27 protein-coding genes are annotated in these 25,304 nt (G+C 65.1%); 4 read left to right on the plus strand and 23 right to left on the minus strand.

Annotated elements, in window-relative coordinates; translation table 11 throughout:
- The 7 genes from RUH65_RS09400 to RUH65_RS09430 all read right to left on the minus strand — a co-directional run.
- Window positions 1-845: iron-containing redox enzyme family protein (locus tag RUH65_RS09400; RefSeq protein WP_313817112.1), on the minus strand; the 845-nt coding region annotated here is incomplete at its 3' end.
- 185 nt (window positions 846-1,030) lie between these two features.
- Window positions 1,031-1,396: a VOC family protein gene (locus RUH65_RS09405; RefSeq protein WP_313817113.1), complete on the minus strand. Its 366-nt coding sequence runs from the start codon at window positions 1,394-1,396 to the stop codon at window positions 1,031-1,033.
- 142 nt (window positions 1,397-1,538) lie between these two features.
- A complete protein-coding gene (locus tag RUH65_RS09410; RefSeq protein WP_313817114.1) occupies window positions 1,539-1,808 on the minus strand; it encodes a hypothetical protein in 270 nt (89 codons plus the stop codon).
- 162 nt (window positions 1,809-1,970) lie between these two features.
- The gene (locus RUH65_RS09415; protein ID WP_313817115.1) at window positions 1,971-2,609 is read right to left on the minus strand and encodes a DUF3618 domain-containing protein; all 639 of its coding nucleotides are present in this window, start codon (window positions 2,607-2,609) and stop codon (window positions 1,971-1,973) included.
- On the minus strand, window positions 2,606-3,115 hold the full coding sequence (locus RUH65_RS09420; protein WP_396179946.1) for a phage holin family protein: 510 nt from the start codon (window positions 3,113-3,115) through the stop codon (window positions 2,606-2,608). Before RUH65_RS09420 ends, RUH65_RS09415 begins: the two co-directional genes overlap by 4 nt.
- Window positions 3,112-3,894 (minus strand): hypothetical protein, encoded by a 783-nt coding sequence (locus RUH65_RS09425; RefSeq protein WP_313817117.1) that lies wholly within the window; start codon window positions 3,892-3,894, stop codon window positions 3,112-3,114. Before RUH65_RS09425 ends, RUH65_RS09420 begins: the two co-directional genes overlap by 4 nt.
- A gap of 132 nt (window positions 3,895-4,026) precedes the next feature.
- Entirely contained in the window at window positions 4,027-4,650 is a 624-nt protein-coding gene (locus tag RUH65_RS09430) for a hypothetical protein (protein WP_313817118.1), read from the minus strand.
- Window positions 4,651-4,866: 216 nt separating this feature from the next.
- Between RUH65_RS09430 and RUH65_RS09435 the strand changes: the two genes are divergently transcribed.
- Entirely contained in the window at window positions 4,867-5,007 is a 141-nt protein-coding gene (locus RUH65_RS09435; RefSeq protein WP_313817120.1) for an antitoxin, read from the plus strand.
- Between the two features lie 138 nt (window positions 5,008-5,145).
- On the plus strand, window positions 5,146-5,967 hold the full coding sequence (locus tag RUH65_RS09440; protein WP_313817122.1) for an alpha/beta hydrolase: 822 nt from the start codon (window positions 5,146-5,148) through the stop codon (window positions 5,965-5,967).
- Between the two features lie 92 nt (window positions 5,968-6,059).
- On the opposite strand, the gene RUH65_RS09445 is transcribed toward RUH65_RS09440, so the two are convergent.
- From RUH65_RS09445 to RUH65_RS09500, 12 genes are all read right to left on the minus strand, one after another.
- Window positions 6,060-6,206 (minus strand): hypothetical protein, encoded by a 147-nt coding sequence (locus tag RUH65_RS09445; RefSeq protein WP_313817124.1) that lies wholly within the window; start codon window positions 6,204-6,206, stop codon window positions 6,060-6,062.
- Between the two features lie 183 nt (window positions 6,207-6,389).
- Complete coding sequence (locus RUH65_RS09450) at window positions 6,390-7,862, minus strand: sodium:solute symporter family protein (RefSeq protein ID WP_313817126.1); 1,473 nt, start codon at window positions 7,860-7,862, stop codon at window positions 6,390-6,392.
- Window positions 7,859-8,104, minus strand: coding sequence for a hypothetical protein (locus RUH65_RS09455; protein WP_313817128.1), 246 nt, complete (start codon window positions 8,102-8,104; stop codon window positions 7,859-7,861). Before RUH65_RS09455 ends, RUH65_RS09450 begins: the two co-directional genes overlap by 4 nt.
- A gap of 34 nt (window positions 8,105-8,138) precedes the next feature.
- Window positions 8,139-8,606, minus strand: a complete 468-nt coding sequence (locus tag RUH65_RS09460) for a hypothetical protein (protein ID WP_313817129.1) — start codon at window positions 8,604-8,606, stop codon at window positions 8,139-8,141.
- Between the two features lie 4 nt (window positions 8,607-8,610).
- Complete coding sequence (locus tag RUH65_RS09465) at window positions 8,611-10,191, minus strand: amidohydrolase (RefSeq protein WP_313817130.1); 1,581 nt, start codon at window positions 10,189-10,191, stop codon at window positions 8,611-8,613.
- A 22-nt stretch (window positions 10,192-10,213) separates the two neighbouring features.
- Window positions 10,214-11,404, minus strand: coding sequence for an aminotransferase class III-fold pyridoxal phosphate-dependent enzyme (locus tag RUH65_RS09470; RefSeq protein ID WP_313817132.1), 1,191 nt, complete (start codon window positions 11,402-11,404; stop codon window positions 10,214-10,216).
- Entirely contained in the window at window positions 11,401-12,939 is a 1,539-nt protein-coding gene (locus RUH65_RS09475) for an aldehyde dehydrogenase family protein (RefSeq protein WP_313817133.1), read from the minus strand. Before RUH65_RS09475 ends, RUH65_RS09470 begins: the two co-directional genes overlap by 4 nt.
- Before the next feature lie 49 nt (window positions 12,940-12,988).
- On the minus strand, window positions 12,989-14,143 hold the full coding sequence (locus tag RUH65_RS09480) for an FAD-binding oxidoreductase (RefSeq protein ID WP_313817135.1): 1,155 nt from the start codon (window positions 14,141-14,143) through the stop codon (window positions 12,989-12,991).
- A gap of 306 nt (window positions 14,144-14,449) precedes the next feature.
- The gene (locus RUH65_RS09485; protein ID WP_313817137.1) at window positions 14,450-15,148 is read right to left on the minus strand and encodes a cache domain-containing protein; all 699 of its coding nucleotides are present in this window, start codon (window positions 15,146-15,148) and stop codon (window positions 14,450-14,452) included.
- The gene (locus RUH65_RS09490; protein WP_313817138.1) at window positions 15,145-15,930 is read right to left on the minus strand and encodes a GntR family transcriptional regulator; all 786 of its coding nucleotides are present in this window, start codon (window positions 15,928-15,930) and stop codon (window positions 15,145-15,147) included. The genes RUH65_RS09485 and RUH65_RS09490 overlap by 4 nt, the downstream gene beginning before the upstream one ends.
- A gap of 150 nt (window positions 15,931-16,080) precedes the next feature.
- Window positions 16,081-17,541 (minus strand): NAD(P)H-hydrate dehydratase, encoded by a 1,461-nt coding sequence (locus tag RUH65_RS09495; RefSeq protein ID WP_313817139.1) that lies wholly within the window; start codon window positions 17,539-17,541, stop codon window positions 16,081-16,083.
- A 21-nt stretch (window positions 17,542-17,562) separates the two neighbouring features.
- Window positions 17,563-17,913: a holo-ACP synthase gene (locus tag RUH65_RS09500; RefSeq protein ID WP_313817141.1), complete on the minus strand. Its 351-nt coding sequence runs from the start codon at window positions 17,911-17,913 to the stop codon at window positions 17,563-17,565.
- 429 nt (window positions 17,914-18,342) lie between these two features.
- Between RUH65_RS09500 and RUH65_RS09505 the strand changes: the two genes are divergently transcribed.
- On the plus strand, window positions 18,343-19,743 hold the full coding sequence (locus tag RUH65_RS09505; protein WP_313817142.1) for a sugar transferase: 1,401 nt from the start codon (window positions 18,343-18,345) through the stop codon (window positions 19,741-19,743).
- Between the two features lie 13 nt (window positions 19,744-19,756).
- Here RUH65_RS09505 and RUH65_RS09510 read toward each other — a convergent pair whose 3' ends face one another.
- The 4 genes from RUH65_RS09510 to rfbB all read right to left on the minus strand — a co-directional run bounded on the left by RUH65_RS09510 (window position 19,757) and on the right by rfbB (window position 25,037).
- The gene (locus tag RUH65_RS09510; RefSeq protein ID WP_313817143.1) at window positions 19,757-20,347 is read right to left on the minus strand and encodes a hypothetical protein; all 591 of its coding nucleotides are present in this window, start codon (window positions 20,345-20,347) and stop codon (window positions 19,757-19,759) included.
- A 62-nt stretch (window positions 20,348-20,409) separates the two neighbouring features.
- Window positions 20,410-22,539: a glycogen debranching protein GlgX gene (gene glgX, locus RUH65_RS09515; protein WP_313817145.1), complete on the minus strand. Its 2,130-nt coding sequence runs from the start codon at window positions 22,537-22,539 to the stop codon at window positions 20,410-20,412.
- 75 nt (window positions 22,540-22,614) lie between these two features.
- Window positions 22,615-24,030, minus strand: a complete 1,416-nt coding sequence (locus RUH65_RS09520) for a bifunctional dTDP-4-dehydrorhamnose 3,5-epimerase family protein/NAD(P)-dependent oxidoreductase (RefSeq protein WP_313817147.1) — start codon at window positions 24,028-24,030, stop codon at window positions 22,615-22,617.
- An 8-nt stretch (window positions 24,031-24,038) separates the two neighbouring features.
- Complete coding sequence (gene rfbB / locus RUH65_RS09525; protein WP_313817148.1) at window positions 24,039-25,037, minus strand: dTDP-glucose 4,6-dehydratase; 999 nt, start codon at window positions 25,035-25,037, stop codon at window positions 24,039-24,041.
- Between the two features lie 173 nt (window positions 25,038-25,210).
- Here rfbB and RUH65_RS09530 point away from each other — a divergent pair.
- Window positions 25,211-25,304, plus strand: a 94-nt coding sequence (locus RUH65_RS09530) for a sugar phosphate nucleotidyltransferase (protein ID WP_313817151.1), incomplete at its 3' end; no start/stop codon positions are given.

The raw sequence follows: 25,304 nt of genomic DNA on the forward strand, positions 1-25,304 counted from the left end.
TCCTCCTCCAGCAGGGCACCGCAGATGGTGCGCACCGCCAGCTGCTCGTGCACCGCATCGGCCTCTACGTGTTCGGTGTAGTACTGGATCATGGACTCCGGGAACCCGAGCCGCTTCAGCCCCTGGGCCATCCGGCGGGAGGGCGCGGAGCTGGTGGCCTCGAACGCCGCCAAAAACCCGAGCGAGGCGGCCCGGAGCCGGCGGTTCAGCCCGAACAGGGACATCGCGTTGTTCTCCTCGAGGACCTCCAGCGGCGCCTCGTTGATGTAGGCGCCGTACTCGGCGTTCAGGCCGCTGTCCTGCAGGCCTCGGACGAACAGGTGGGCGTGCAGGAGGTTCGGGTCCCCTCCCCCGTACTCGTCGAACTGCAGCTCCATCACGGCGGCCTTGACCCGGTCAGACAGGCGCGGAATCACCCACGTGGTGTGGTCCGCCTCCTTCAGGTGGTAGATGGTGCGGTGCCGCAGCAACTCGTGCACCTGCTCCTCGGTGGCCTTCCGGTGGACATGGGCGGCCAGTGAGGGACCGTCATGATCGGCCACGAAGTCGAAGAACTTCTCGGCGAATCCATCCGGTTCTGGCACCTCGGGCATGCGGGCCCGCAGCGTCTGCTCGAACTCCTGCTCCAGGCCGCGCCGCACGCCGATCAGCTGCGGGTCCCATTCCAGTTCCCCGGCCACGTCCTCGAAGCCGCGGTAGTGCTGCTCGTAGAGCGCCCACAGCGTGATTTGCGCGTCCTCGGCGGTGTCCGACGGCGGCGCCTCAGCCAATCCCGACGTCTCACCGGTGCGCATGGCCCGGAAGACCACCTCGCTCAGCGAGCCGCGGCTCTCCGGCGTCAGCATGATCCCACCTCCATCCCGATCGACATCGGCGGGACAGCCACAGGCCGGCAGCTGGGGAGGGGCATTCTGGTCCTCTATGTAGGGTGGCGGGCAGTCGGTCCGGGGGTCGCCGAAGCGCCCCCGCAGTTAAACCTATACGGAAATCTGGGCGGAATTCGGCCTGTTTGAAGCAGATGCTCCGGGGCTTATGACGCGTCGACATCCCCGTCAGCGGGACCGGTGCCCAAGTACACCAGGAACCCGTCCGGGTCACGGATCTGGGCCACCCGCTCAACCCAGGGCATCTCTTGCGGGGGTGCCACGATGGAGGCGCCGGCGGCATGTGCGCGGCGGGCGGCCTCATCGATGTCGTCGACGTAGAGCCACAGGGCTGAGCGCGAGCCTTCCCCGCCGATGTCCAGTTTCCGGCCGATCGCCAGGACGCTCCTGCCCAGCCGTAGGGTGACGTACACGTCCCGCGTCTCGTCGTCCGGATCAGGGAAGCCGTACGTGCGCACGGCGTCGAAGGCCTCCCGGTAGAACCGGGCCAACCGTGGCAGGTCGTCGGTCATCAGAAGGGGGAAACCACTGCGCACCACCATGCGCGTCAGCATATGCCCGCTGCCGGCGGGACACTACGGTCGCCTGCCGCCGGCCTCGTCCCGAGACGGACCAGCTACTGCCGGCGGCAGGCAGCCCCTCGTGCAGTGGTCCTCAGTGGGTGCGGCTGCGGGAGCGGTTTCGTCCGGCCAGACCTTCAGCGGCGCCGATCAGGGCCACTGCGGCGACCACGGCCACGATGAAAACCAGGATGTTGAGTTCGAAGATGTCCCCCGTGCCCAGCAGATTGGCCACGAGCCCCCCGATGACCGAACCGACCAAGCCCAAGAGGAGGGTCGCGAGGAGGCCGAGGTTCTGCTTGCCGGGTTTGATCAGGCGCGCCAAGGCGCCGATGACGAGTCCTGCGACGATGAATCCGATCATGCTGGGTCCTTTCCCAAGAAGTTCTCATCTACTGCCCGATGTGTCGAGAACGTAGAGAACTCGGCCATGGGCAGGCTATCGAACCTACCTGACGCTTCCCGAGATGACCGACCGCCGCCCAGGACGGACGGGTCCTGGGCGGCGGTCAGCAGGTGCGCTGGGTCATGAATCCTGTGCGGCAGCCTTGACGTTCTGCGCTGACCGGGCGGATTCGTCCTTGAGGCGTCCCGCCTGGTCCTGGCCGTCGGCCTTGACGTGTTCCACTCCGGAGGTGGCGGTGTCCTTGACGGATTCCATGGCCTCCTGGGCCTGCGGCTTCAGGTGCTCGCCCACGTCCTGCGCCATGGACTTGGCTTCGTCCACCAGTGGCCCGGCCTGCTCCTTGACCTTGGTGGCCGCCTCTTGCTCCGGGCGGGAAGCGGGGATCAGGGAGCCGATCAGCCAGCCGGCGCCCAGGGCGATCAGTCCGGCTGCCAGCGGATTGCCGCGGGTACTGCGGCGCACCGCCGTCGGGGTTTCCTGCACGGCATGCACGGCCTCTTCCGCGCGGTACTGGGTGCCATCCGCCACAGTCCTGGCTCGATCTGTCAGACCGGTCGAGCTTCGTTGGCTGGAGTACGGGTCAGCGGGGTGGCCCATCACGGATTCCTTCATGGTGCTCAGGCGTTCACGGACACGGTCGCCCTGCCGGTGGACGGCCTTGCTCGGGTTGGCCTTCTCGGCCAGGGCGTCCACATCGTTGCTGAGCTCATGGCGGGTGCGCTCGATGTCAGCGCGGATCTCATCGGGGTTGTTGCTCATGGGGTCTCCTTGTCCGGGTTCAGGGTCGCGGGGATCTCCTGGACCGTCTGTTGGGTCTGCGTCAGACCCTTGATGCGTTCGAAGTGCTTTTTGCCCATCAGGGCGAGCACGGCGGCCACCACGCCCCAGAGCACGGCCACGATGAGCGCAGCCCAGCCCAGGTGCATCAGCGAGCCCAGCGCCCACATGAGGGCCGTGGAGAGGAACAGCAGCAGGAAGAAGGCGGCCCAGGCGGCTCCGGCGAACATCCCCGCGCCCATCCCGGCCTTCTTGGCCTCCACCGTCGCCTCGGCCTTGGCCAGTTGGATCTCCTGCCGCACCAGCGTGCTCAGGTTCTCCGAGAAACTGCCGAACATCTCGCCCAGGGACTCCGTCCGAGCCCGGTACTCAGCCTCGGGAGGTGGGGCCTCCGTGGACCCGGAGCCCGGTGCCGACGGACCCGTCCCAGCGGCACCGGCAGCGGGGCTGCCCGTCGGCACGCCGTCATAGCGGGGGTCGGTGGTCACGGACGGCCTCCCTGGTGGGGACGGCCGGTCCCGGGGGGATCGGTCACCGCGGGCGTGCCCAGGACCTCCGTGGCCGGAGCACCCCTGCCCACGTCCGGTCGGCCCGCAGCCGGAGGCACCACCGGAGCCGGGGGCGCCGTCGGCGGGAGCGGGATGTCGCCCGAGGGGCCGGTGGCCTGAACGTCATCCGGGTAGACAGAGCCCGTAACCCTCTCGATGCGAGCGGCACCAGAGGAACCAGCACGGTGGGTCGGCGTGGAATGACCGTGACGGTCATCGTCGTGGGAGTCCTTCATCCCACGGGTGAGCCGGCCGGCCACGAGCCCGACGCCGGCCGCGATCGCCAGGAACGTGCCGGGGCGGCGGGCCGCGAACCGGCGGACGTCATCCAGCAGGTCCAGGGGCTCCTTGGACTCCAGCTGCTCCGTGAGCTGGCGGGCCCGTTGCGAGAGAGTCGAGACGGCCTGGTTCACCAGATCCGATTCGGGTTTCTCCCCGCGGGAGATTCGCTCGAGGTCATCGGAGACCGTGCGTGATTGTGCAGCCAGACGGTCCTTCTGGGTGGACAGTTGAGAGGAGGCCTCCTGCTTGGCCGAGTCCGTCAGGTTCTTGACCTGATCCATCGCCTCGTCCTTGACCTGGGCGGCCTCTTGCTGGGCGGTGCCCGCCACGTAGCGGGCCGCGCTCTGGGCTTCCGAGCCCCATCGTTCGGCCTCGTGCTGTGCGGTGTCCCGCGTTCCGCCGTCGTGCTCTGTGGGGTGATCTGGGTTCAGCGTCATGGGGTGTCCTTCTGGTAGACGGCCCTGGCCCCTGATGTCCAAACGGCCTGTAGTCCGGGAGAATAATCAGCGGCCAGGCCCCCGGCGAGGGTTGCGCCACGGTCCGATGGAATTGGCACGGACCGGTAGCGGTCAGCCGTCCCGGCCGTGGTGGCGGTCGATCCCGAACTGGTCGACCTTGCGGTGGAAGCGCATGCCCAGGATTCCGCCCAGCACCGCCCCGACCAGCGCCAGAAGCACCGCGACGACCAGGGCGATGATGCCGCCGGTGGTCAATGCCTCTGCCTCGATGGGCATGCCGGTCAGGCTGCCCAACTGGCCCAGGAGATCGAGCTGGCTGCCCGCCACCAGGCCCACGACCGCCAGGATGATTGTGATGACGATCGCCCACAGCCAGACGGCGATGCCCTGCTTGGCTCCGTCGAATCGGGCCATTCGTCCGGCCACGTACCCGCCACTGAGGTAGGAGACCAGCAGGATGACGGCCAGGATGACCGCACCGGCGATACCTGCGGCGGTGGGCGACTGGGTGGCCTCCTCTGCTGCCTGCCCGGCATCCGTTCCCGTCGCCAGACCCACACCGACGCCGATGGCCGAGAGCACTGCGGTGAGCAGCACGGCCATGCCGGTGGCGGCCAGCCAGCCGAAGAAGGCCGCACCGATCTTCATGCCGCCGAACGTCTGTCGCTCCGCGGTGACGACCTCATCTCGCCGCCCCCGGGGTGTGGTGGATCCGGATGGATTCTCGGTGCTCATGATGTGCTCCTCGTGGTTGGGGTGGAATCGCCAACGTGGCCTCAGATTTCACCTGCTTCCCCGCCGACCGCAACCGTTCGCGTGCGGTACGAAGCCGCATCGCCTCAAGGGTGGACTCCGGCGCCTGCCGGACCGATCATGGACGCGTCAGGCCGTGGCAATCACCAGTAGCGATCACCACGGGTGCCACGGATCGGAACGAGGGAAGGACGTGCCATGTCAGGAATCGGTGACGCGGCTGACAAGGCCAAGCAGTACGGCCAGGACCACCCCGAGAAGGTCGACCAGGCCAAGGACAAGGCCAAGGATTTCGTCGACGACCAGAAGAACCAGGATCAGCAGGGCGGAGAGAAGTAGCCGTCCCGCGGATCCCCCGCAGTTGATCAGGCCGGACCGCCCCTCGGGTGGCCCGGCCTGATCGTGAGATCATCAGCGGCGGCCGGCGCTGAGACGCGGACGCCGGCTCCCGCACCAATCGAGGAAAGGATCCACCGTATGGGAACCATCACGGGTGCCAACGGAAACGAACTGCACTACGAGGACACCGGGGGCGCCGGTCGGCCGGTGGTCCTCGTCCACGGCTGGCCGCTGAACGGCCAGGCGTGGAAGAACCAGGTCGGGCCCCTCACCCAGGCCGGGCACCGGGTGATCACCTATGACCGCAGGGGGTTCGGCCAGTCCGAGCCACAACACCCCTACACCTACGACGCGTTGGCCGGGGACCTGGCCGCTGTGATCGAGGCCTTGAACCTGCGCGACGCCGTCCTGGTCGGCTTCTCCATGGGCGGCGGCGAGGTCGCCCGCTACCTCGCCCAGCACGGCAGCGAACGCGTGGCCTCCGCGATCTTCGCAGCGGCGGTGACGCCCTACCTGCTGCACACTTCCAGCAATCCCGAGGGGCCGCTGAAGAAGACCGAAGCGGCGGCCATGGCGGCCCAGCTGACCGCCAATCGGGAGAAGTTCTTCGACGGCTTCACCACAGACTTCTTCAGCGCCGGAGAAGCGCTGTGTGTGAGCGAGGCACAACGTCAGGAGGCGATCAGGATGTGCCTGCAGGCCAACAAACTGGCCGCCCTGGAATGCATGGCGTCCTTCGGTGCCACGGACTTCCGGGACGACCTCGACCGCGTCACCATCCCGACGCTGGTCATCCACGGAGACGCCGACGGCGTGGTGCCCTTCGAGGGCTCCGGCCAGCGTACCCATCAGGCCGTCCCCGACAGTGAACTCGTGGTGGTTCCTGGGGCGCCGCACGGCCTGAACGTCTCCCACGCGGAGGAGTTCAACGCCGCCCTGCTCGGCTTCCTCAGCCGGTGACCGTGGGCGACTGACAGCAACGACGGCAACGAAGCGGGGCAGTGATCTTCTCACCGCCCCGCTTCGTCATCCTCACTGCTTGGGTGCCGGCCTCACTGGATGATCAGGATCACTCCGATGAGGACGGCGATGACGACGACGATGAGGATGATGGCCGCGATCTGCAGCTGGCGAGTGGAGAATCGCTTCCGCTTGATGTACTCGGTTCGGTATTTGATGCGTTTCTGTTCTTCAGACAAGTGCACCCCTCACTCTCGAGTTATGTCTCAGGCGACATCGCAACGTATCACCGCCCTGTGCACCTCATCCAAGCGGAAACGGTGTGGCCAGGTATATGCCCGGCGAACTCTCAGCCACCGACACCTTCAGGGAACACGACAGCGGCTCCGCCACTCCGAGGGACGCAGCCGCCATCGTGGGATTCAGACTGAGGCAGCCTGACGCTGCGTCTGCTTCTCGTGGGCCACGACGTCGGCCTTCTCGCCGCCCGCGACAAGAGACACGACGATTGTCGCGATGAATGACAGGGGAAGCGCGACGAGCACCTCGGAGTTCGATGGCATGTCGAAGGCGCCGTAGAGCACCCCGAACACGATGAGTCCCGTGAGGAACCCCGCCGCAGCGCCCGCGGGGTTGATGTGTTTCCACCACATGCCTGCGACGACAGGCACGAAAAGGCAGGACACGAAAAGTCCGATGGCGGCCGTATAGAACAACATCAGCAACTCCGGCGGATTCAGCGTCAACAGCAGACAGAGGATGCCGATTGCCCAAGAAGATGCAGTCGCAATGCGCACGCTCGTCTTGTCGTTCTTGCGGTCTTTGGCGAATACGTTGTAGAGGTCGTGGCCGACCGAGCTCGATACGGCAAGCAGGAGTGCGTCGACCGTTGACATGATCGCGGCGAGGATGCCCGCCACGATCAGTCCGAGCAGGATCTCGGGCACCAACATCTCCGCGATGAGCAATGTCCACATGTCGGAGCGGGTGCCCTCAAGATCGGCGGGGTCGAGACCGCTGATATGAGGGGTGACAATAAGTCCGAGCGCGAGCAGAACTACCCCGAATAAGACCATCGATCCATTGAGTGAGACCATGCTCGAACGCACACTCTTCGCCGTGAAGGCGCGAGTGATGATGTGAGGAGTGACACAGATGGCAGCTGCCCAGGTGACGAATGCGCCAGCGTACGTCAGGCGACTCATACCGTCACCCGCCGTGCCGTAAATGGGGTTCATGTCGGCCGCTGCTTGGATGAAGTCACCCCAACTCACGGGCATCGCCGCGAGGCCAAAGCCCGCGAGGATCGCCGTGAGCAACAGCACCATCATGCCCTGCAGTACGTTGGTCCAGGTCACGGCCAGCATGCCGCCCATCGAGGTGTAGATGATGAACACGACGGCGATGACGACGAGCGCCCACTCGAAGGGCAATCCGGTGACGTACGAGGCGACGAGGCCGCCCGCGCTCATCTGTGAGATGAGGTACATCGCGGTGCCGATGACGATCACGACCGGCACTCCGATCACGAGGATGCGGCTGCTCGGGAAGCGCAACGCCAGGTAGGAGGCGACAGTGGTTCGCTTCGTGCTGCGGTACGTGCGAGCGACGAGGATGGACGCGATCGTGAAGCCCACGATCGAGCCGCCCATGGCCCACGCATACCACGCCAGGCCCACATTCCAGATGGTGCCGACCGAGGCGAGAAAGGTACCGCCAGAGCCGGTGGCAGAAAGGATGGCCAGCGAGTTGACCCACGTGGACACCGAACGGCCAGCGACGTAGTAGTCTGCACCGCTCTGCGCCGATTTGGCCATACGCCGCTGCGCGATAATGCCAATAGCGATGCACGCGAGCAGGTACGCGACGATCAGCCCGATCCCGACGCCGTTCATGAGGCGTCTCCCTTCGTGACTTCGTGTTCCTCTTCTGCCACCGGGGTGGTCATGGTGTAGATGAGACCGAGCACAGGAGCGACGACGAACAGGCTGAGGCCTGCCCAGACATTGACGCTGATGCCAAGCATGTAGGTATCGGTGAACGGTGGTAGCCAGAACAGTGCACAGTAGGCGAGGAGAACCACGAGGACGGTGATGGCGAATTTTCCCAGGGGGACGGAGGATTTTCCTTCGCGCATGATTTATCTCCGATCGATTTGGTAGGTGGGTGCGTCAAGAGGAAGTGGCGTGGGCCGTGGGCCTTTCGGCTAACGCTTTCCGCCATTTGGCGGTGTTGAGCGCCCTTAGGCCAACCGCCCGACGAAACCGCGGGCTGTGGCCGATCTCCCATGGCCGGTCGAAGCGGTGGTCGATCTCACTGAGGACGTCGACAAGAAGTGCATGCTCGTTCGCGTCGTAGGTGACCGAGATGAGTGTGATCGGCGTCAGCTGTTCGGGGCGGCCGAGCACGCTGTACACGACACGCGTCACCGGATCGGCTGTGACGTGGAACAGCGATATCTGAACCCCGCCGGCCGTGTACACGAGCGTCTCGTGCTCGTTGTCGTACATGACGTGGGGTCTGCGGCGCTGCACGTCGACCGCTCGGCCTGAGCGCACCAGCGCGGCTTTCACGGCCTTTCCGACGGCGGTCGATCTGGGTCCCGCGTATCCCTCCCAGCGGCGCTTCCTGGCGAACACCACGTCACTCCTCGTTCGCCGAGTAGACGACGGCGCCCCGCAGCACGGTGCGCGTGACGCGCGTCTCCCCGATCTCGGACGGCGTGCTCTCGAACAGGTTGCGGTCAAGCACGATGAACGTGGCGTCCTTGCCGACTTCGAGGCTGCCGAAGCGGTTCTCCTTGCCGATCGACGTGGCCCCGTTGAGGGTCGCCATCTGGATTGCCTGCTCCAGGCTGAGCGATTCGTCACCCCAGTCGAGCATGCCACCGATGCCGGGGAAGAGATTCGGAGTCTGAGGCAGGATCCAGTCGCTTCCGAGAGAGACGTGCGCGCCCGAACGCCACAGCGACGCGAAGCGAAACGCGCCGTCGAGAGTGTCATTGAACCGTGGATCCTGCCAGATCGTCGGCGACATCTCACCGACAACGCCAATCCGCGCGTAGCGCGGCACATCTGCCGCGGACACCCAACGCGAGTGCGCGATGTCGTGCGGCACGGCTGGCACACGGCCGTCGAGGGCGCGCTCGTAGACGTCTAGGCCGATGCGCACCGCACCCATGCCACTCGCGTGGGCCTTGATCTTCAGACCCGCGTCGGTCCACTCGCGGATGCGGGCGACCAGGGTGTCCTGGTTCACCATGAGGTTGGTCGTGTCAACCTCACCGGTGCCTTCGTCGAGAGGCACGTGGGTGAATTGCGGCGGCAGCGATGTGCCGTCGAGAAACACCTTGATGCCGTCAGGAGCGACGAGCTCGCTGCGGAACTGCTCGCGATCGGCAAGGAGGCCGTCAAAGAGGGTCGTCCCCCAACCGCCCCACGCGGGAAAGTTGTAGACGAGGTGGGCGAACACGAAGGTCTGCAGGTCACCGCGCCGTTCAAGACGCACGAGGCCTTCAAGCAGTGAGCGGTACGAGCCAGCCTCCTGCACCGAGGTGATGCCGCACTCGGCGCACAGCTTCGTTGCGTACGCCAGGGCGTGGTCGATCTCGTCTTCGGTATAGGGTGGCACCGCAAAGCGCACGAGCGCCGTGGCTGCCTCGGTCAGCCACCCATTGGCCTCGCCGTCGGCGTCGCGCACGATGACGCCACCCTCGGGGTTCGGGGTCTCGCGGGTGATCTCGGCGCGACGTAGAGCCTCGCTGCTCGCGAGGCAGACGTGCACCGCGGTGTGATCGTAGAGGATGACTGGCGTGCCGGGCAGCAGGTCGTCGAGCCATGCTTTCGTGACCATCTCGTTCGTGAGCACCTGGGAGTTGTAGATGCCCGCGATGACCCATTCCCTATCAGGGTTCTTCTGGTGATAGGCCAACATCTGTGCGCCGAGCTCCTCCATCGTCTGAGGGTCGTCGAGCTGACACTGGATCTGCGTGTTGCGGAGCGACTGCTCCAGCAGGTGCACGTGCCCATCGTGCATTCCGGGCATGGCCATCGCACCACCCAGGTCCGTGATGCGCGTGCTGTCGTCAGCGAGCGCGCGGACGTCTCTATCACTGCCGATCACGGCGATCACTCCGTCGGCGATGCCGAGCGCCTCGGCCCATGGCTGCTCAGGATCGACGGTGTAGAAGTGTCCACCTGTGTAGATCTCGTCGAGCGTCGTCATGATTGTGCTCCCATCGTTCGAGTCATCGTCGTCCTTGTTCTGCGGCCTTGACGATCGAGCGCTCAATCGTGGCCAGGTCTTGTTCTGTCATCGCCGTCGAGAGAGAGATGAGTCCATTGGTGCCGATCATCACGCCGCGCTCGTACGCGGCCCACCACAGGTCGGCGGGTTCACCAGGTTCGCGCAGGCGCATGAGCGAACCCCGGCCGGTGACAGCGACGCCGGCTGCCAGGAGTGACTCGCGCAATCGGTCACCGGCCCCATTGAGACGCTGGACCGCCTCAGCGTCGAAGAGTTGCATCGCGACGCGGCCGGCCGTCATCGAGACCGGGTTCGCGCTGAATGTGCCGCCCCAGCCAACCGACGTGTCGGCGAGGGGATCGAAGACCGCGAGGACATCCGCTCTTCCTCCCACCGCACCGATGGGGAAGCCCCCGCCGATGATCTTGCCGGCCGTGATCAGATCCGGATCCGCCCCATACTCAGCGGCGAGGCCGCCGAGACTGAGGCGTAACGAGATCACCTCGTCAACGATCATGAGGGCCCCCACAGCTCGCGTGGCCTCGCGAATGTGTTCGACGAAGGCAGGATCGGCGGGCACGAGACCCGCGCGGTTCGGCATGAGGTCAATCAGCACTGCGGCGACGCGATCGCCGTGCTCGGCAATCACCTCGTCAAACGCCTCGACGTTCCCCTGTGGCAACACCACGACGTCGGAACGGACGCCGGCGGTGATACCGGGCGCGGTGCGTGAAACGACCGCGTCAGACGTACCGTGATAACTGCCCTCGAACCGGATGAGGATACCTCGGCCTGTGTACGACCGAGCGGCGCGTACGGCGGTCATCACTGCCTCAGTCCCCGAGTTCGAGAAACGCCACCGTTCCTGGCCGGTCCGCGCTGACAGCAGCTCGGCGAGCTCGACCTCTTGCTCGGTCGGCAGACCGAATGCCGTGCCACTGCCGACGACTTCTGCCACCGCCGCAGTGATCCGGGGATGGGCGTGGCCGTGGATGAGTGAGGTGTAGTTGTTGTTCGCGTCGATCACCCGGCCGCCCAGCTGGTCGACGATGTGCGCCCCCTCCCCCCGCACGGCGTAGGGCGGGGCCGGCGGCACGAACAGGGTAGAGCGCGTGTTGCCGCGCGTCATGACTTTCGTGGCTCGCCGGGAAAGGGCATCCTCGGCGAAGCGCGCGCGCTGGGGAGTTGTCATGCGGCACTCACGATCGTGCGGTTCTGCTCGCGCATGAATCCTTGCAGGTAGTGCTGGCCGAGACCACCCTTGCCGGTGATGCCGGAGAGCTTCCATCCGGCGAACGACTGTGCGCCCGGCCAAGCACCGGTCGTCGCACCGGCAGCACGGTTCGAGTAGGTCACGCCTGCCTCGATCTCGTCGTAGAACCGCTCGATTTCTTCCTCGTCCTTCGAGAAGACGCCGGCCGACAGGCCGTAGGAAACGGCATTCGCTTCCGCGATGGCCGCCTCGAAGTCGCTCACCCGCGTCACGGAGAGGAGTGGTGCGAACAATTCCTCCCGCGTGAGCTCGTGCCCCACCGGGAGGTCACTCACGATGATCGGCGCGTAGAAGTTGCCCTCGCGTTCGACCTTTCCTCCGGTCAGGACCTTGCCGTCCCGTCTGGCCTTCTCGAGAGCTGCGTCGATCCGCGCCGCAATGGCCTCATCGATGACCGGACCGAGATTGGACACGCGGTCCTCCGGATTACCGACGCGCAGGGCCTCCGCCTTCTGGACGAGCTTGCTGATCAACTCATCCGCCACCCTCTCATCGACCACGACGCGACGGCAGGCGCTGCATTTCTGCCCCGACAGTCCGAAGGCGGAGCGAACGATCCCGGTCGCCGCGTCCTCGAGGTCCGCATGGGCTGAGACCACGGCGGGGTTCTGACCACCCATCTCCGCGAGCACAGGGCGCGGCAGACCGCGCGGCCCGGGCATCCGATTCAGGTCCCACCCGACCTGAGCGGAGCCGGTGAAGGCGATGCCGTCGACGTCACCCTCGGCGAGCGCGCGGCCCACGTCGGGGCCACCGTGGACGACGTTGTACACACCAGCCGGCAGGTGGCGGGCGAATATCTCCGCCATCATGCCGGTCGAGCGGGGCGTCTTGTCACTGGGCTTGAGGACGATCGTGTTCCCTGTGACGAGGGCGGCGATCGACATGCCCACCGAGAGCGCGACAGGGAAATTGAAGGGGGCAATGACGGCGAACGTCCCGTAGGGAACGAGCACGTCGAGGTTCGTTTCAGTAGCAGTCGACTTCTGCTGGGTGCGGTAACCGTCGTTCGCGGCGAACAGGGTTGTGTAGTGCTCGACCATGTCGAGCACCTCTTGTGCCTCTCCGTATGCCTCAAGGCGGGTCTTGCCCGTTTCAGCTGAGACGACCGCCGCAATGCGCGTGAGTTCGGCTTCGAAGTCAGCTCGTCCTCTCATGAGTTGCTCGTTTCGCTCGGCATAGGGCGTCTTCCGCCAAGCCTTCGCGGCGCCGCGGGCGGCCGAGATCGCCGCTTCAACGTCCGCCGCAGTCGCGACGTAGGCGGCACCGGCCCGCGCACCTGGCACGCACGGGTCCCAGCGCTCAACGGTCGAGTCGGACTCCTGCCACTCGCCATCAATCAGGTTCTTCTCAATCGGCGAGGTCGTGTCCCGAATCGCCGCAAGCTCGGTCTCGTAGGCAATGTCGAGGGCCTCATCGCCCAGGCTCGTGGACGCGTAGTCAATCCTGGCCATGTCTGTCTCCCTTTTGCTCAGTCGTTTGCTGTCGTTGATGTCTTTTGGATCACGCGAGGCCAAGCCTGGCCGTGCCCCAGTCGGTATCGGGAAAGCTCGTCGTCGTGCCGGTCAGGGCGATCTCGGCGGCCATGCGGCCCATTGCAGGGGCCAGCTGGATGCCCGAGCCGCCGGCACCCATGACGTGAACCACGTCGGCGGCGGCACGGCTCGCGCCCACGATGGGCTTGTTGTCCGGGGATATCGGGTAGAGCCCTGACCAGGTCCGGCCGAGAACGAGTCCCTGAGGCACCCGAAGGCGAGTCGGGAGCAGGTCGCGGACACGATCGATGAACACCTGCGGTGCGGGACCGAGGACATCATCGGGATTTCGCTCTTCCTGGATGCTCTCGTCCGTGTGGATGCCCACGAAGATCTCGTTCGGCGCCTCTGACCGGAAGTAGATGCCGTCTCGACCCGATCCGGGGACGTAGTCCATGACGAACGGCACCATCGGATCCAGCGGCTCGCTGTGTGTCATTTTCACCTTCGGCCGCAGCTGGTTGTTCAGCGGCATCGGAGCACCGAACAGCTCAGACACGTGCTTGGCCCACGGCCCGGCGGCATTGATGACGATGTCAGCGGTGACGTCTCCGGCTGAGGTCTGCAACGTCCAAGCACCGTTCGCGTCGCGTTCGGCACCGAGCAGGGCGACGCCCAGAAGCAGCGGAACGTCGCGAGCGACCAATACGCTCGCCGCGCGCAGACTGAACTCGTAGCTTTCGACGTGTCCATCGGACGGGCCGAATACTGCTCCAACGCGGCCGTCCGTCACTAGCGCTGGCCACCGCTCCTCGACTTCACGTGGCGTCAAAAGCACGGGGTCGGTGATGCCAAACTCACGCTGGATGTCGAGGCTGCGCTGGAACAGCTCCATGTCCGCATCGCAACCGCCATAGCGCAGGTAACCAGACCGCACGAGGGCGATGCCGTGGTCATCGGCGAAGCGTTCGAAATAGCGCAAGCCGAAATCGCGTACGTGGATGCCACTGCGGTCCAGGTACTGCGTCTCGATGACGCCGGCGGATTTCCCGGACGAACCGAACCCGGGACCGTGCTGCTCTAGCACGGTGATCTCAGTGTGGCCCTGGTCGAGCAGTTCTAGTGCGGTCGTCAGCCCGGCGACTCCTGCGCCAATGATCACGATTCTGCGGTCGTTGCTCACGTACTCGTAACTCCCTTGCTTATGTGAATCCGAACTCTGGTCGGCGGTTCATTCAAAGCGACACTACTGTTGGTATTTGGAGCACGCAAGGGGTTCATCCGAAAGTTAACACGGGCGAAATGGTGACAAGTGAAGGCAGGCATGCAGTCAACGGGCGACGTAGGCCCAGTGGACGCTGCGCCTCAAGAGAACGGGGAAATTTACAACTTAGACAACTGAAGTATGGTTTTTGCCACTGCTGTCAACGGGCTGCCACGAGGGAGGAACCTCACGCTCTGTTGCAGTGGCAACGAGGGTACGGTGGCGCTAGACGTGCGCGAGTCGGCGGATCGTCCAGCCATCAACTCGCATGATGGGTGCCTCCGCCACAGTGATCAGGCCACGCCTCTCGAGATAAGGAGTGAGGCGTTCCCCCGGCGTGAGCGCCGGTCGGTTCGACGCGACCACTTGCTCATCAGCGTTGACGACGACGAGGTTGTCTCCGTACGGCGCGATGACACGCGCCAGCGTCTCGGTCAAGCGGTAGACGTCGAGATCGATGGCCGAGACTCCGATGCGCTCAGCGCCATCATGCACGGCCAGCGCGGGAGTCAGGGCGTGATCATCGGTACCCCAGGCATCGACATACGGTCCCGCTATCACGAGGCGGTCAGTCATCGTCGTCTGTTCATACCATTCCATATGGGTGAAGTCGTAGAACGAATCCGACTCGGGGTTGTTGACGTGGTCCTTGCGACTCACGGCGCCGCCGTCTGCACGCCACCAGAGCATGCCGGAGACGTCATCGTGTTCCCACACCACGCCGATTCCGACGATGATCGCGTCCGGATCGGAGAATGCTCGACGAACCACGCCGTCAAGCTGTCTCGCCATCTCCTCCTGCTGAGCGAACCCGTAGAACCCCGTTGCGTGGGCGGCCCGCAACTGGGTCGACAGGTCACCCAGAGTCTTCAGAATTGGTTCGACTTCGCGGTCAATGAGCGCGGCAATCTCAGTCAGGGTCATGAGGCCTCCCCCTCGGATCGTGCGGCCACCACCGGGTCGCCGTGCGTGAGGCCGTGGCGGATCTCCTGGATCTGCTCTCCCATCCACGCGACGACGTGCCCAATACGGTCTCGGGCCGCTTCAGGGTCCCTGCCCGCAAGAGCATCGAGCACGCTCGACGACTCTGCGAGGAGTCGGCTTCGATTGGCGGTGCCACGGAACACGAGCGTCGAGAGCACGCCGTACTCGACCTGGAGCGAGATGGCCGTCTTGCTGATCTTGCTTGAGCGCGCACTCGCCGAGAGCTCAATGAGAAAACGGGAGTACAGACGGCGCGCTCCGATCGCGTCGATCGCTCCACCGAGAGGCTCTACTGTCATGCGCATCGCCTCGATTTCGCGATCGAGCGCACGGTCCGCCGCGAGACGGGCGGCATGACACATCACGGCAGCCTGCCAGTCGATCAGGTCACGAAGCTCTATGACGCTCTTCGCGAGTATGGCGGTCTCAAAAAGCCGCGTGTTCGCTTCATGGGGCGCGACGACGAACGTGCCTCCATGCCGGCCTCGGGTCGTCCGCACCAGCCCTTCCTCCCGGACAGTCCGTAGCGCGTCGCGCAACGTCACCGGAGAAACTGCCAGCTGAGCGGCCAGGGCGACCTCATTAGGAAGCTGCTCACCGTCGGCGAAGAGCCCGAGCGCGATCGCCGATCGAATGCGTGACACAACCATCTCTGTGCGCCCGGCGTCGTCAAGCGGCGCGAAAACCACCTGACGCGTGAGGGTCGAGAGAGAACTGGGCATCCCGGAGAGTATATCCGTACCACGTACGAGTACAGCCGCCTCAGGACCCCATGGTCGGTGGTCTCAGACTCGGCCCGGCCGGTCACCGCGCTTACTCACGGGCCGGTCCAAGTTCACTCCAAGCAGGATCGCGATGACTTTCACGACCAGTTACTGACCAGTCAGGGTTTGACGCACGGCACTCGCCAACGCGGAAGCACCGAAAGGCCCGCCGTCTGTCGCCGTCGCCCCGGCCGTGCCGTGCAGCCACGCGGCCGCAGCTGCCTTCTCCACCGTGGCGTCCAGTCCGCCCCGGCTGCTTCGGGCCAGAGCGGATCCCACCAGCCCGGCCAGGCAGTCGCCGGTGCCGGCAGTCGCCAGCTCCGCCCCGCCCTCGTTCTGCACCAGCGTCCTGCCGCCGGGCGCCGCAGTCACCGTCGTGGAGCCCTTGAGAAGCGCGACGACGGCCAGGGCCTCGGCCGTGCGGCGCGCGGCGGCCACGGGATCGGCTTTCGCCAGGTCCGCGAAGCCGTCTGTGATCTGCGGTGCCAGCCGGTCCACGAGTTTCAGCAACTCCCCCTGGTGGGGCGTCAGCACGACCTCGCACCCGGCGTTCCGTAACGCAGACAGCTGATCCAGGGTCACCAGCCCCAGCGCCGAGGCGTCCAGGACCAACGGCAGACCCCCATCCACGCAAGCATCCACGACCGCGGCCAGCCGAGCCCGGGCCGCATCATCCGACCCGAGCCCCGGGCCGGCGACCCAGGCCTGGGCCTTCCCCTCCACACCCGGACCGGCCACCACCTCGGGGTAGGCCGTCAGGACCAAATCGGCCGCCCGCTGCGGGCCCGCGTACTGCACCATGCCCAGCCCGGAGGCCAGTGCGGACGAGCACACCAGCACGGCGGCTCCCGGGTACTGCTCCGAGCCCGCACACACGCCGAGCACTCCACGGCGGTACTTGTGGTCGTCCCAGGCAGGCGGCGCGAAGACCGCGAGCGAATCGTCGCGCTCCAGGGAGGACACGTCTGAGTCTCCCAGGTACGGCCCCAAGCCGATGTCCACCACGTCCACCCGGCCGGCAGCGTGGGCGCCGGCGCCGACGACCAGCCCGGTCTTGAGTGCTCCGAATGTCACGGTCAGGTCAGCCGGGATCACCCCTCCGGCCACGTGTCCGGTGTTCGCGTCCACGCCCGACGGCAGGTCGCAGGCCACCACGGTCAGTCCGGCGCGGATCGGCGGCGGCTCCCAGCCACCGCGCGCACCCGTGCCCAGGACGCCGTCGATCAGCAGTATGGCGTCGTCTGGAATCCGATCCGCCACCCGACCACCAGCGCGGTGCAAGGCGGCCAGCCCGGCCTCGTGCATCCGCTCCCCGGTCAGCACGGCCACCGCGTTCACGCCCCGGCGGCACAGAAAGGCCAGCGCCCACAGGGCATCCCCGCCGTTGTTGCCGGTGCCGACCAGGGCCGCCACCGTCGAACCGGCCACGGGCCCGCGGGAGCGCAGTTCGCGCACCACCCCGACGGCGAGTCCCCACGCCGCACGGCGCATGAGCACGTCCCCCTGGCCGGCGCGCAGCAGCGGGCTTTCGGCCGCCCGCACCGCGGCACCGGTGTACGCGTGGATCACAACGAGCCTCCGCTCAGCAGATCAGCCTTCGGCAACGACCATCGCGGTGGCCACGTCCCCGTCGTGGCTGAGGGACAGGTGCCACTTCTTCACGCCCTTGGCATCGGCCACGTCGGCTACGGTACCGATGGCCACGACGTGCGGGGCTCCGGCGGCGTCGATGTCGATCTGACAGTGCTGCCAGTTCATGCCGGCAGGGGCGCCGAGCGCCTTGGCCACGGCTTCCTTGGCAGCGAAGCGGGCGGCGAGGGATCGGGTGTTGAGTTCACGCTCGGCCGGCGTAAAGAGGCGGTCCCGCAGGGCCGGTGCCTTGGTCAGTTGCTGCTTGAAACGGGTTACCAGGACAACGTCCACGCCAATGCCGATGATCATGGGGCCATCCTATCGGGGTAGGGCTACGGCATCGAGGTTCCCGTCTGGCAGGAGCAGAGCAACACGTTTGACAAGGTCAGCCGAACAATCGGCATACTTCTTCGACAGATTCGGATCTCGGGTGTGACTCATTTTTCTCCCGTGACGGGTCTGTGTCAGGCCGGAATCAAGGCGACAAGAAACGGCTAAGACATCGATGTCCGTTACAGTTAAACCGTCAGCTACATGGCCGTGCTGGATCTTACGCTAATAAGTCGAAGAGCCCGCTGTCATCATGAACCATCGCAACGCGAGCCTGAGCCGACGAGGGCCGCACTGGGGAACACACTGGAGGTTCTGAACGCCATGCCTGCGGCAGTACTCACGCACACAGAATCCGGAAGAACTGCCGCCCGCAACAGGCCGTGGACCGTCAGAGTCGTCTCAAGGATGGGTGTGGTCGATGCCGTGGCCATTGCCGCCTCAGTGGCGTGCGCGCAAGTACTCCGCTTCGGCTTCTCGTCCGGCGCCGACCTACAGGGCACCTTTGACGCATCCTATTTGTCATTCAGCATCTTTGTGTGCATCGCATGGTGGATGTTCTTAGGGTTCTTCAAGTCGCGGGACCTGAAAATCCTCGGTGCTGGCCCCGACGAGTACAAACGTGTGGCCATGGCATCTATTTATCTTTTTGGACTTATCGCCATCGTCTCGTACGTGTTCCAACTCGACTTGGCACGTGGTTACGTGGGCGTCGCACTACCCCTCGGCATAGTAGCCCTCACCCTCGGGCGGTGGTTTCTACGTCGGCAACTGGTCCGCGAACGAGCTTCCGGTCGTTCGATACGGCGCGTAGTCCTTCTGGGCGGACCCAGCGCTGTCCAACATCTGCACAGAACACTGTCCGAGGTTCCCGGAGCCGGGTACAAACCCGTTGCTTCCATCCTGCCGGGCTATAGCCTCACGAGTCCCGAGGGCGAGCAGGGACTATCACTTCCGGTTGCCAGCGTTTCTCAGTCCATCCCGGACATCCTGCGAGTACTGGCGGACTACGATGCCGATGCCCTGGCCATCTCCGCTGGCGCGCCTCTCAAGACGAGAACCCTGCGCCAACTGGGCTGGGAGCTTGCTGAACGCCGCATCAGTCAGATCATGGCGCCGGCGCTCACAGATATCGCCGGACCGCGCATCCATGCTCAACCCGTAGCGGGTCTATCCCTCATTCATGTGTCAACCCCGCGGCTCGCGGGCGCCGAGGCCTTCCTCAAACGATCCTTCGACATTGCCACGTCTGGGCTCGGCCTTCTCCTCATGTCACCCGTCCTCCTCGTCGTCGCCCTTGCCGTCAAGATTGACGATCCGGGGCCGGCTTTCTTCCACCAAGAACGCGTCGGCAAGGACGGTCAACGCTTTTACATGCACAAGTTCCGCTCCATGGTGGTGGACGCCGAGGCGCGACTCGCACGGCTCCACGAACAGAACGAGGGTGCCGGCGTGCTCTTCAAGATGAAAGACGATCCCAGGATCACGAAGATCGGGGCGTTCATTCGGCGCTACTCCATTGACGAATTGCCGCAACTCTGGAATGTCTTGGTCGGAGACATGTCTTTGGTCGGGCCTCGCCCACCACTGCCGGCCGAGGTGGAGGAGTACGAGCAACACGTCTCTCGGCGTTTGCTCGTCAAGCCTGGAATTACCGGCTTGTGGCAGGTCAGCGGTCGGTCGGACCTGACCTGGGACGAATCCGTGCGCCTGGATCTTTACTACGTCGAGAACTGGTCCTTCGTGCAGGACCTGCTGATCCTCGGCCGAACCGCCAAAGCCGTCATCGGTAAGGACGGCGCCTACTAGCGAGCTCGATACTTCAGGGGTTCGGACGCGTTAGATCCTTGACCCACTCGACCGATCGTTCAATCGGTCGGGGAAACTCTGTGGTGCAACCCAGAGTCAAGGCCGTTTTTCCAAAGGCCGCAATGCCGTAGATCACTTGGTAGGCACGCTCGTGGAGACTGAGATCCCGATTAAACTCGTAGACGTGCATATCTGAATCCCAGCAGCGGGAGACGACCACTCGCGCACGCTCCAAGTGGTTATCAAAGGTCAGCAGACCTAGTGTTTCCACGCCGCGGTCTCGAGCCAGTTCCGAGCCGACGATGGCCTCGCCTTGGGTCGTGACGGGTTCTGGGCTGAAACAAACAACTTCTGCGTCAGTGCCTGTCCGAAAACCGCCGCAGAGCCGGCCATCGGCACCGTCGGGTTGAGAGACGATGAGCAAATCGGTCACGCCCTCGTTGGCCAGCTCCACCGCGCGGTCATAGACAGCATCCTCGGTGTACAGCACCAACAAGGCATCCACCCTCGGTGCCGGGTTGGTGCGAGGGAACAGTACCAACCATGTCGACATCAGCAAGAACAGCCCGACGGCGGCCCCAACGGCCAGCAGACCAACCTTCATCAGCCCCTTACGGCGACTTTGCGAACCCTGGTATGCCTCGGCGGCCGACGTCCGCGTTCCGGTCACTGCTGCGCAGACCGCAGGATCACGATGCCCCGGCCGGGCACGGAAATCTTGTCCCCGGCGGAGAACTCGGTGGTGTCCGGGGTGGCGTCGGCGGTGTCCACCACCAGTTCCCAGGAACCGGGGAACGGCTCGCCGGGCAGCGTGTACTCCACCGGCTCCCAGTACGCGTTGAGGAGCACGTAGAAGTCGTGGTCACCCCCGTTGCGGTAGTCTTCGCCGCCTCGTTCGCTCTCCGTCAGGTCGTGGCCGTTGAGGAAGAAGGCGATCGACTTGGCGTAGTAGGTCTCCCAGTCGGACTCGTCCTTGGCCGTGGCATCCGGCTCGAGCCACACGATATCCGGCAGGGCCTTCGAGTCCGACCGCGCGGCGGGCCGGCCGTCGAAGTACCGCCGGCGCCGGAACACGGGGTGATCCTGCCGGAGTGCCACCACCCGGGAGGTGAACTCGATGAGGTCCTCGTCAGCGTCATCCCAGTGGATCCAGGACAGCTCATTGTCCTGGGCGTAGACGTTGTTGTTGCCTTGCTGCGTCCGCCCCAGTTCGTCGCCGTGGCTGATCATCGGCACGCCTTGGCTGATCATCAGCGTCGCCAGGTAGTTCCGCTGCTGCTGGGCGCGGAGCTTGAGGACCTCGGCGTCCTCGGAGTCCCCCTCCACGCCGCAGTTCCACGAGCTGTTGTGGGATTCGCCGTCGTTGTTGTCCTCGCCGTTGGCTTCGTTGTGCTTCTCGTTGTAAGAGACCAGGTCCCGCAGTGTGAAGCCATCATGCGCGGTCACGAAATTCACGGAGGCCCGCGGGGTGCGCCCATCGTCCTCGTAGAGGTCGGCCGAGCCGGTGATACGGGTGGCGAACTCCGCTAGCGTTCCGGGCTCGCCGCGCCAAAAGTCCCGCACTGAGTCCCGGTACTTTCCGTTCCACTCGCTCCACAGCCCCGGGAAGTTGCCCACCTGGTAGCCGGCCCAACCCACATCCCAGGGTTCGGCGATGAGCTTCACGGTGCGCAGGACGGGGTCCTGACGGATCACGTCGAAGAACCCGCCCATCATGTCCGGCCCCTGTTCGCCTTCCGAACGGGTCAGCGTAGTGGCCAGGTCGAACCGGAATCCGTCCACGTGCATCTCCTGCACCCAGTAACGCAGGGAGTCCATGACTAGCTGCAACACCATGGGGTGGGAGAGGTTCAACGAGTTCCCGGTCCCGGTGTAGTCCATGTAGTGGCGTTCGTCGCCCTCTACCAGGTGGTAGTAGTTCACGTTGTCGATGCCACGGAAGGACAGCGTCGGACCCATGTGGTTGCCCTCGGCGGTGTGGTTGTAGACCACGTCCAGGATGACCTCTAGCCCGGCGGCGTGCAGGTCCTTGACCATCTGCTTGAACTCGCGCACCTGTCCACCGGTGTCCCCGGCGCACGAGTAGGTGTTCTGCGGGGCGAAATAGCCCAGCGTGTTGTACCCCCAGTAGTTGGAGAGCCCCTTGTCCTGCAGGGAGGAATCATTGGTGAACTGGTGCACCGGCATCAGCTCCACGGCCGTCACACCCAGCTTCGTGAGGTGCTCCAGCACCGCGGGATGGGCCAATCCGGCGTAGGTTCCCCGTGCCTCCTCGGGGACCTGCGGGTGCAACTTGGTCATGCCCTTGACGTGGGTCTCGTAGATGACGGTCTCGTTGAAGGGGATGTCCGGCTGCTCGTCCTCGCCCCAGTCGAAGGAATCATCCACCACCACGCCCAGCATGGTGTGACCCAGAGAGTCCGAGGTGTCGATCGCGTCGTGGTCCTCGAAGTCGTATGAGAATTGGTACTGGCCCCAGTTGAAGTCACCCGTGATCGCCTTGGCGTACGGGTCCAGCAGGATCTTCGCAGCGTTGTACCGCAGGCCGGACGACGGGTCCCAGGGGCCGTGCACGCGGTAGGCGTACTTCTGACCGTCCCCCACGTCAGCCACGTGCGCATGCCAGGTGTTCCCAGAGCGCTCGATCAGCTCCACACAGGTCTCGGCGCCGTCAGCGTCCACGAGGCACAACTCCACCTTTTCGGCATCCTCGCCGACGGAGAGCGCGAAGTTCGTCCCGTACTCGTCCGGTGTGGCGCCCAGGGGGTAAGGCACGCCGGCAGTGGTCTCGACCATTTGTCTCCTCGGATGGAAGCGGATTCCGAAGAACAGTCTATGGTGATGTTGCCCAGATGCCGGTGTGACCCGGGTCTACGCCTGCAAGGCCGTGAGGTACTCCTCAAGGGCTTCCCACTGGTCCCGCGGCATGAATCCGGAGGCCTCGAGCTTGGTCAGGGCCAGCACCGAGTTCAGCGGCCTGCGCGCCACGGACCGCCCGGCGAAGTACTCCCCGGTGCTCACCTCCGTGACGTCCCCCGAAGGCCGACCTGCGTGCGTGTAGACGCGTTGGGCAACCTCCGCCCAACTCCCCGGCTCCCCACCGTTCGTCACGTTGTACGTCCCATAGGGAGCGTTGCCATTACGCAGGTGAATGATGGCCTCGACCAGGTCCCGGGTGAAGGTCAGCCGGCCAACCTGGTCGGAGACCACGGACGGGGCGATGCCGCGCTCGGCCAGTGACTGCATGGTGCGCACGAAGTTCTTCCCGTCCCCGATCACCCACGAGGTCCGCAGCAGGTAGTGCCGCGGCACCACACCGACGGCCAGATCCCCCGCGGCCTTCGAGGTCCCATAGGCGTTAACCGGTCGCAGCGGGTCGGATTCGGTGTAGGCACCATCCTTGGTGCCATCGAACACGTAGTCCGTGGAGACGTGGATCAATGTCACCTGGTGCTGCGCGCAGGCTTGGGCCAACCGTGCCACGCCCTCCGCGTTGGCCGCCCAGGCAGCCGAGCCGCCGTCCTCGGTCTCAGCCTCATCTACCGCGGTGTAGGCGGCGGCGTTCACCACGGTGCCCACGCGGCGCCAGTCGATGCGCCCGACGGCAGCCGGATCGGCCAGGTCGAACCGGTCCCGTCCCAAAAACTGAACGCCGGGACGGTCGGCCAGCTGACGGACCAGCTCTCGGCCGAGCTGTCCGGTGGCCCCCAGCACCAGCGTGGTCGCCGGGGCCATGGGCACCACCTCGGCCAGCGGCGGGTGAGCGCGGTCCTTGTCCGAGAGTTCGGCCTGATCCAGAAGGATGGGCCAGTCGATGGCCGCCGTGGAGTCGGCAAGGTTGAGGAAGGTGTACTGCGCCTGGGCCTCGGCGGACCAGTGGTCGTTGACGAGGTAGGTGTATGCGGTGTTGTCCTCGAGGGACTGGAAGGCGTTGCCGACCCCCCGGGGCACGAAGATCGCCGTGGACGGGTCGATCACGGCGGTGAATACCCGGCCGAAGGTGCTGCCCTGCCGCAGGTCCACCCAGGCACCGAACACGGAGCCGGTGGCCACAGAGATGTACTTGTCCCAGGGTTCGGCGTGGATTCCGCGGGTGGTGCCGCGGCTGGCGTTGAAGGAGATGTTGTTCTGCACGGGTCCGAAGTCCGGCAGGCCAAGCTCGGTCATCTTTTGCCGCTGCCAGTTCTCCTTGAACCAACCGCGGTTGTCCCCGAACACAGGTAGGTCGAAAAGAGTGAGCCCGGGGATGGTGGTTGCCTGCGCGTTTAGGAGTTTCCCGTAATCCATGCTCCTGTTCACTGCCCGGTCGTCTGGTACTTGGCTTCGGTGGCCGCCTTCTGGGGCCTCCACCACGCCTCGTTTTCGCGGTACCACTTTACCGTGGCCTCCAGACCCGCTCGGAAGTCCGAATACTGCGGAGTCCAACCCAGCGCGGTGCGCAACTTGGTGGAGTCGATCGCATAGCGCAAGTCATGTCCGGAGCGGTCGATCACATGGTCGTACGCCCCTGTAGTTTCGCCCATGATCTCGAGGATGGACTCAATCACGGCCTTGTTGTTCTGCTCCCCGTCTGCCCCGATGAGGTACGTCTCCCCCACGTCGCCCCGCTCGAGGATGGTCAGGACGGCCGAAGAATGATCGTTGGCGTGGATCCAGTCACGGACGTTGAGCCCTTCCCCGTACAACCGGGGACGGACGCCATCGATCACGTTGGTGATCTGGCGCGGGATGAACTTCTCCACGTGCTGGTAGGGGCCATAGTTGTTGGAGCAGTTGGAGATGGTGGCCCGCAGCCCGAAGGAGCGCACCCAAGCCCGCACGAGCAGGTCGGATCCGGCCTTGGTGGAGGAGTACGGGCTGGACGGGTTGTAGGGAGTGGACTCGGTGAACCGCTCCGGGTCGTCCAGCTCTAGGTCCCCGTAGACCTCGTCCGTGGAGATGTGGTGGAACCGAACGTCGTGTCGGCGGGCGGCCTCGAGGAGGGTGTAGGTGCCAAGGATGTTGGTGTCCACGAAGGGCCGCGGGTCGTGGAGCGAGTTGTCATTGTGGGATTCGGCTGCGTAGTGCACCACCACGTCCGTGTTTTCCACCAGCCTGTCCACCAGGGTTGCGTCTGCGATGTCCCCCTGAACGAAGGACAGGCGTTCCTCCGGCAGACTGGACAAGGTGGCCCGATTACCGGCGTAAGTCAGCTTGTCCAGCACCGTGACGTTTAGATCTGTTTCGCGAATGACGTAATGGACAAAGTTGGATCCGATGAATCCGGCACCGCCGGTGACGAGAAGGTTGCTCACTTCTCAACCATAACTGGATAGCACCCGTGAATCTGCAGCGAGTCACGGATCAACTGCCGCAACCGGCCTGCATCCGACGAGTTCGGATCTGGTAAGGCGCTAAAGTCATTAGGTGAAACCGGTGGCACGCTCGCTACCTGGAAGATTCTGCGTAAGCGCGAACGGAGTTGTCGATGAAGGGCATCATCCTGGCCGGGGGCACCGGCTCCCGACTCCACCCGATCACGCTCGGCGTCAGCAAACAACTGGTCCCGGTCTATGACAAGC

Source organism: Citricoccus sp. (assembly GCF_032154715.1).
GTDB lineage: Bacteria > Actinomycetota > Actinomycetes > Actinomycetales > Micrococcaceae > Citricoccus.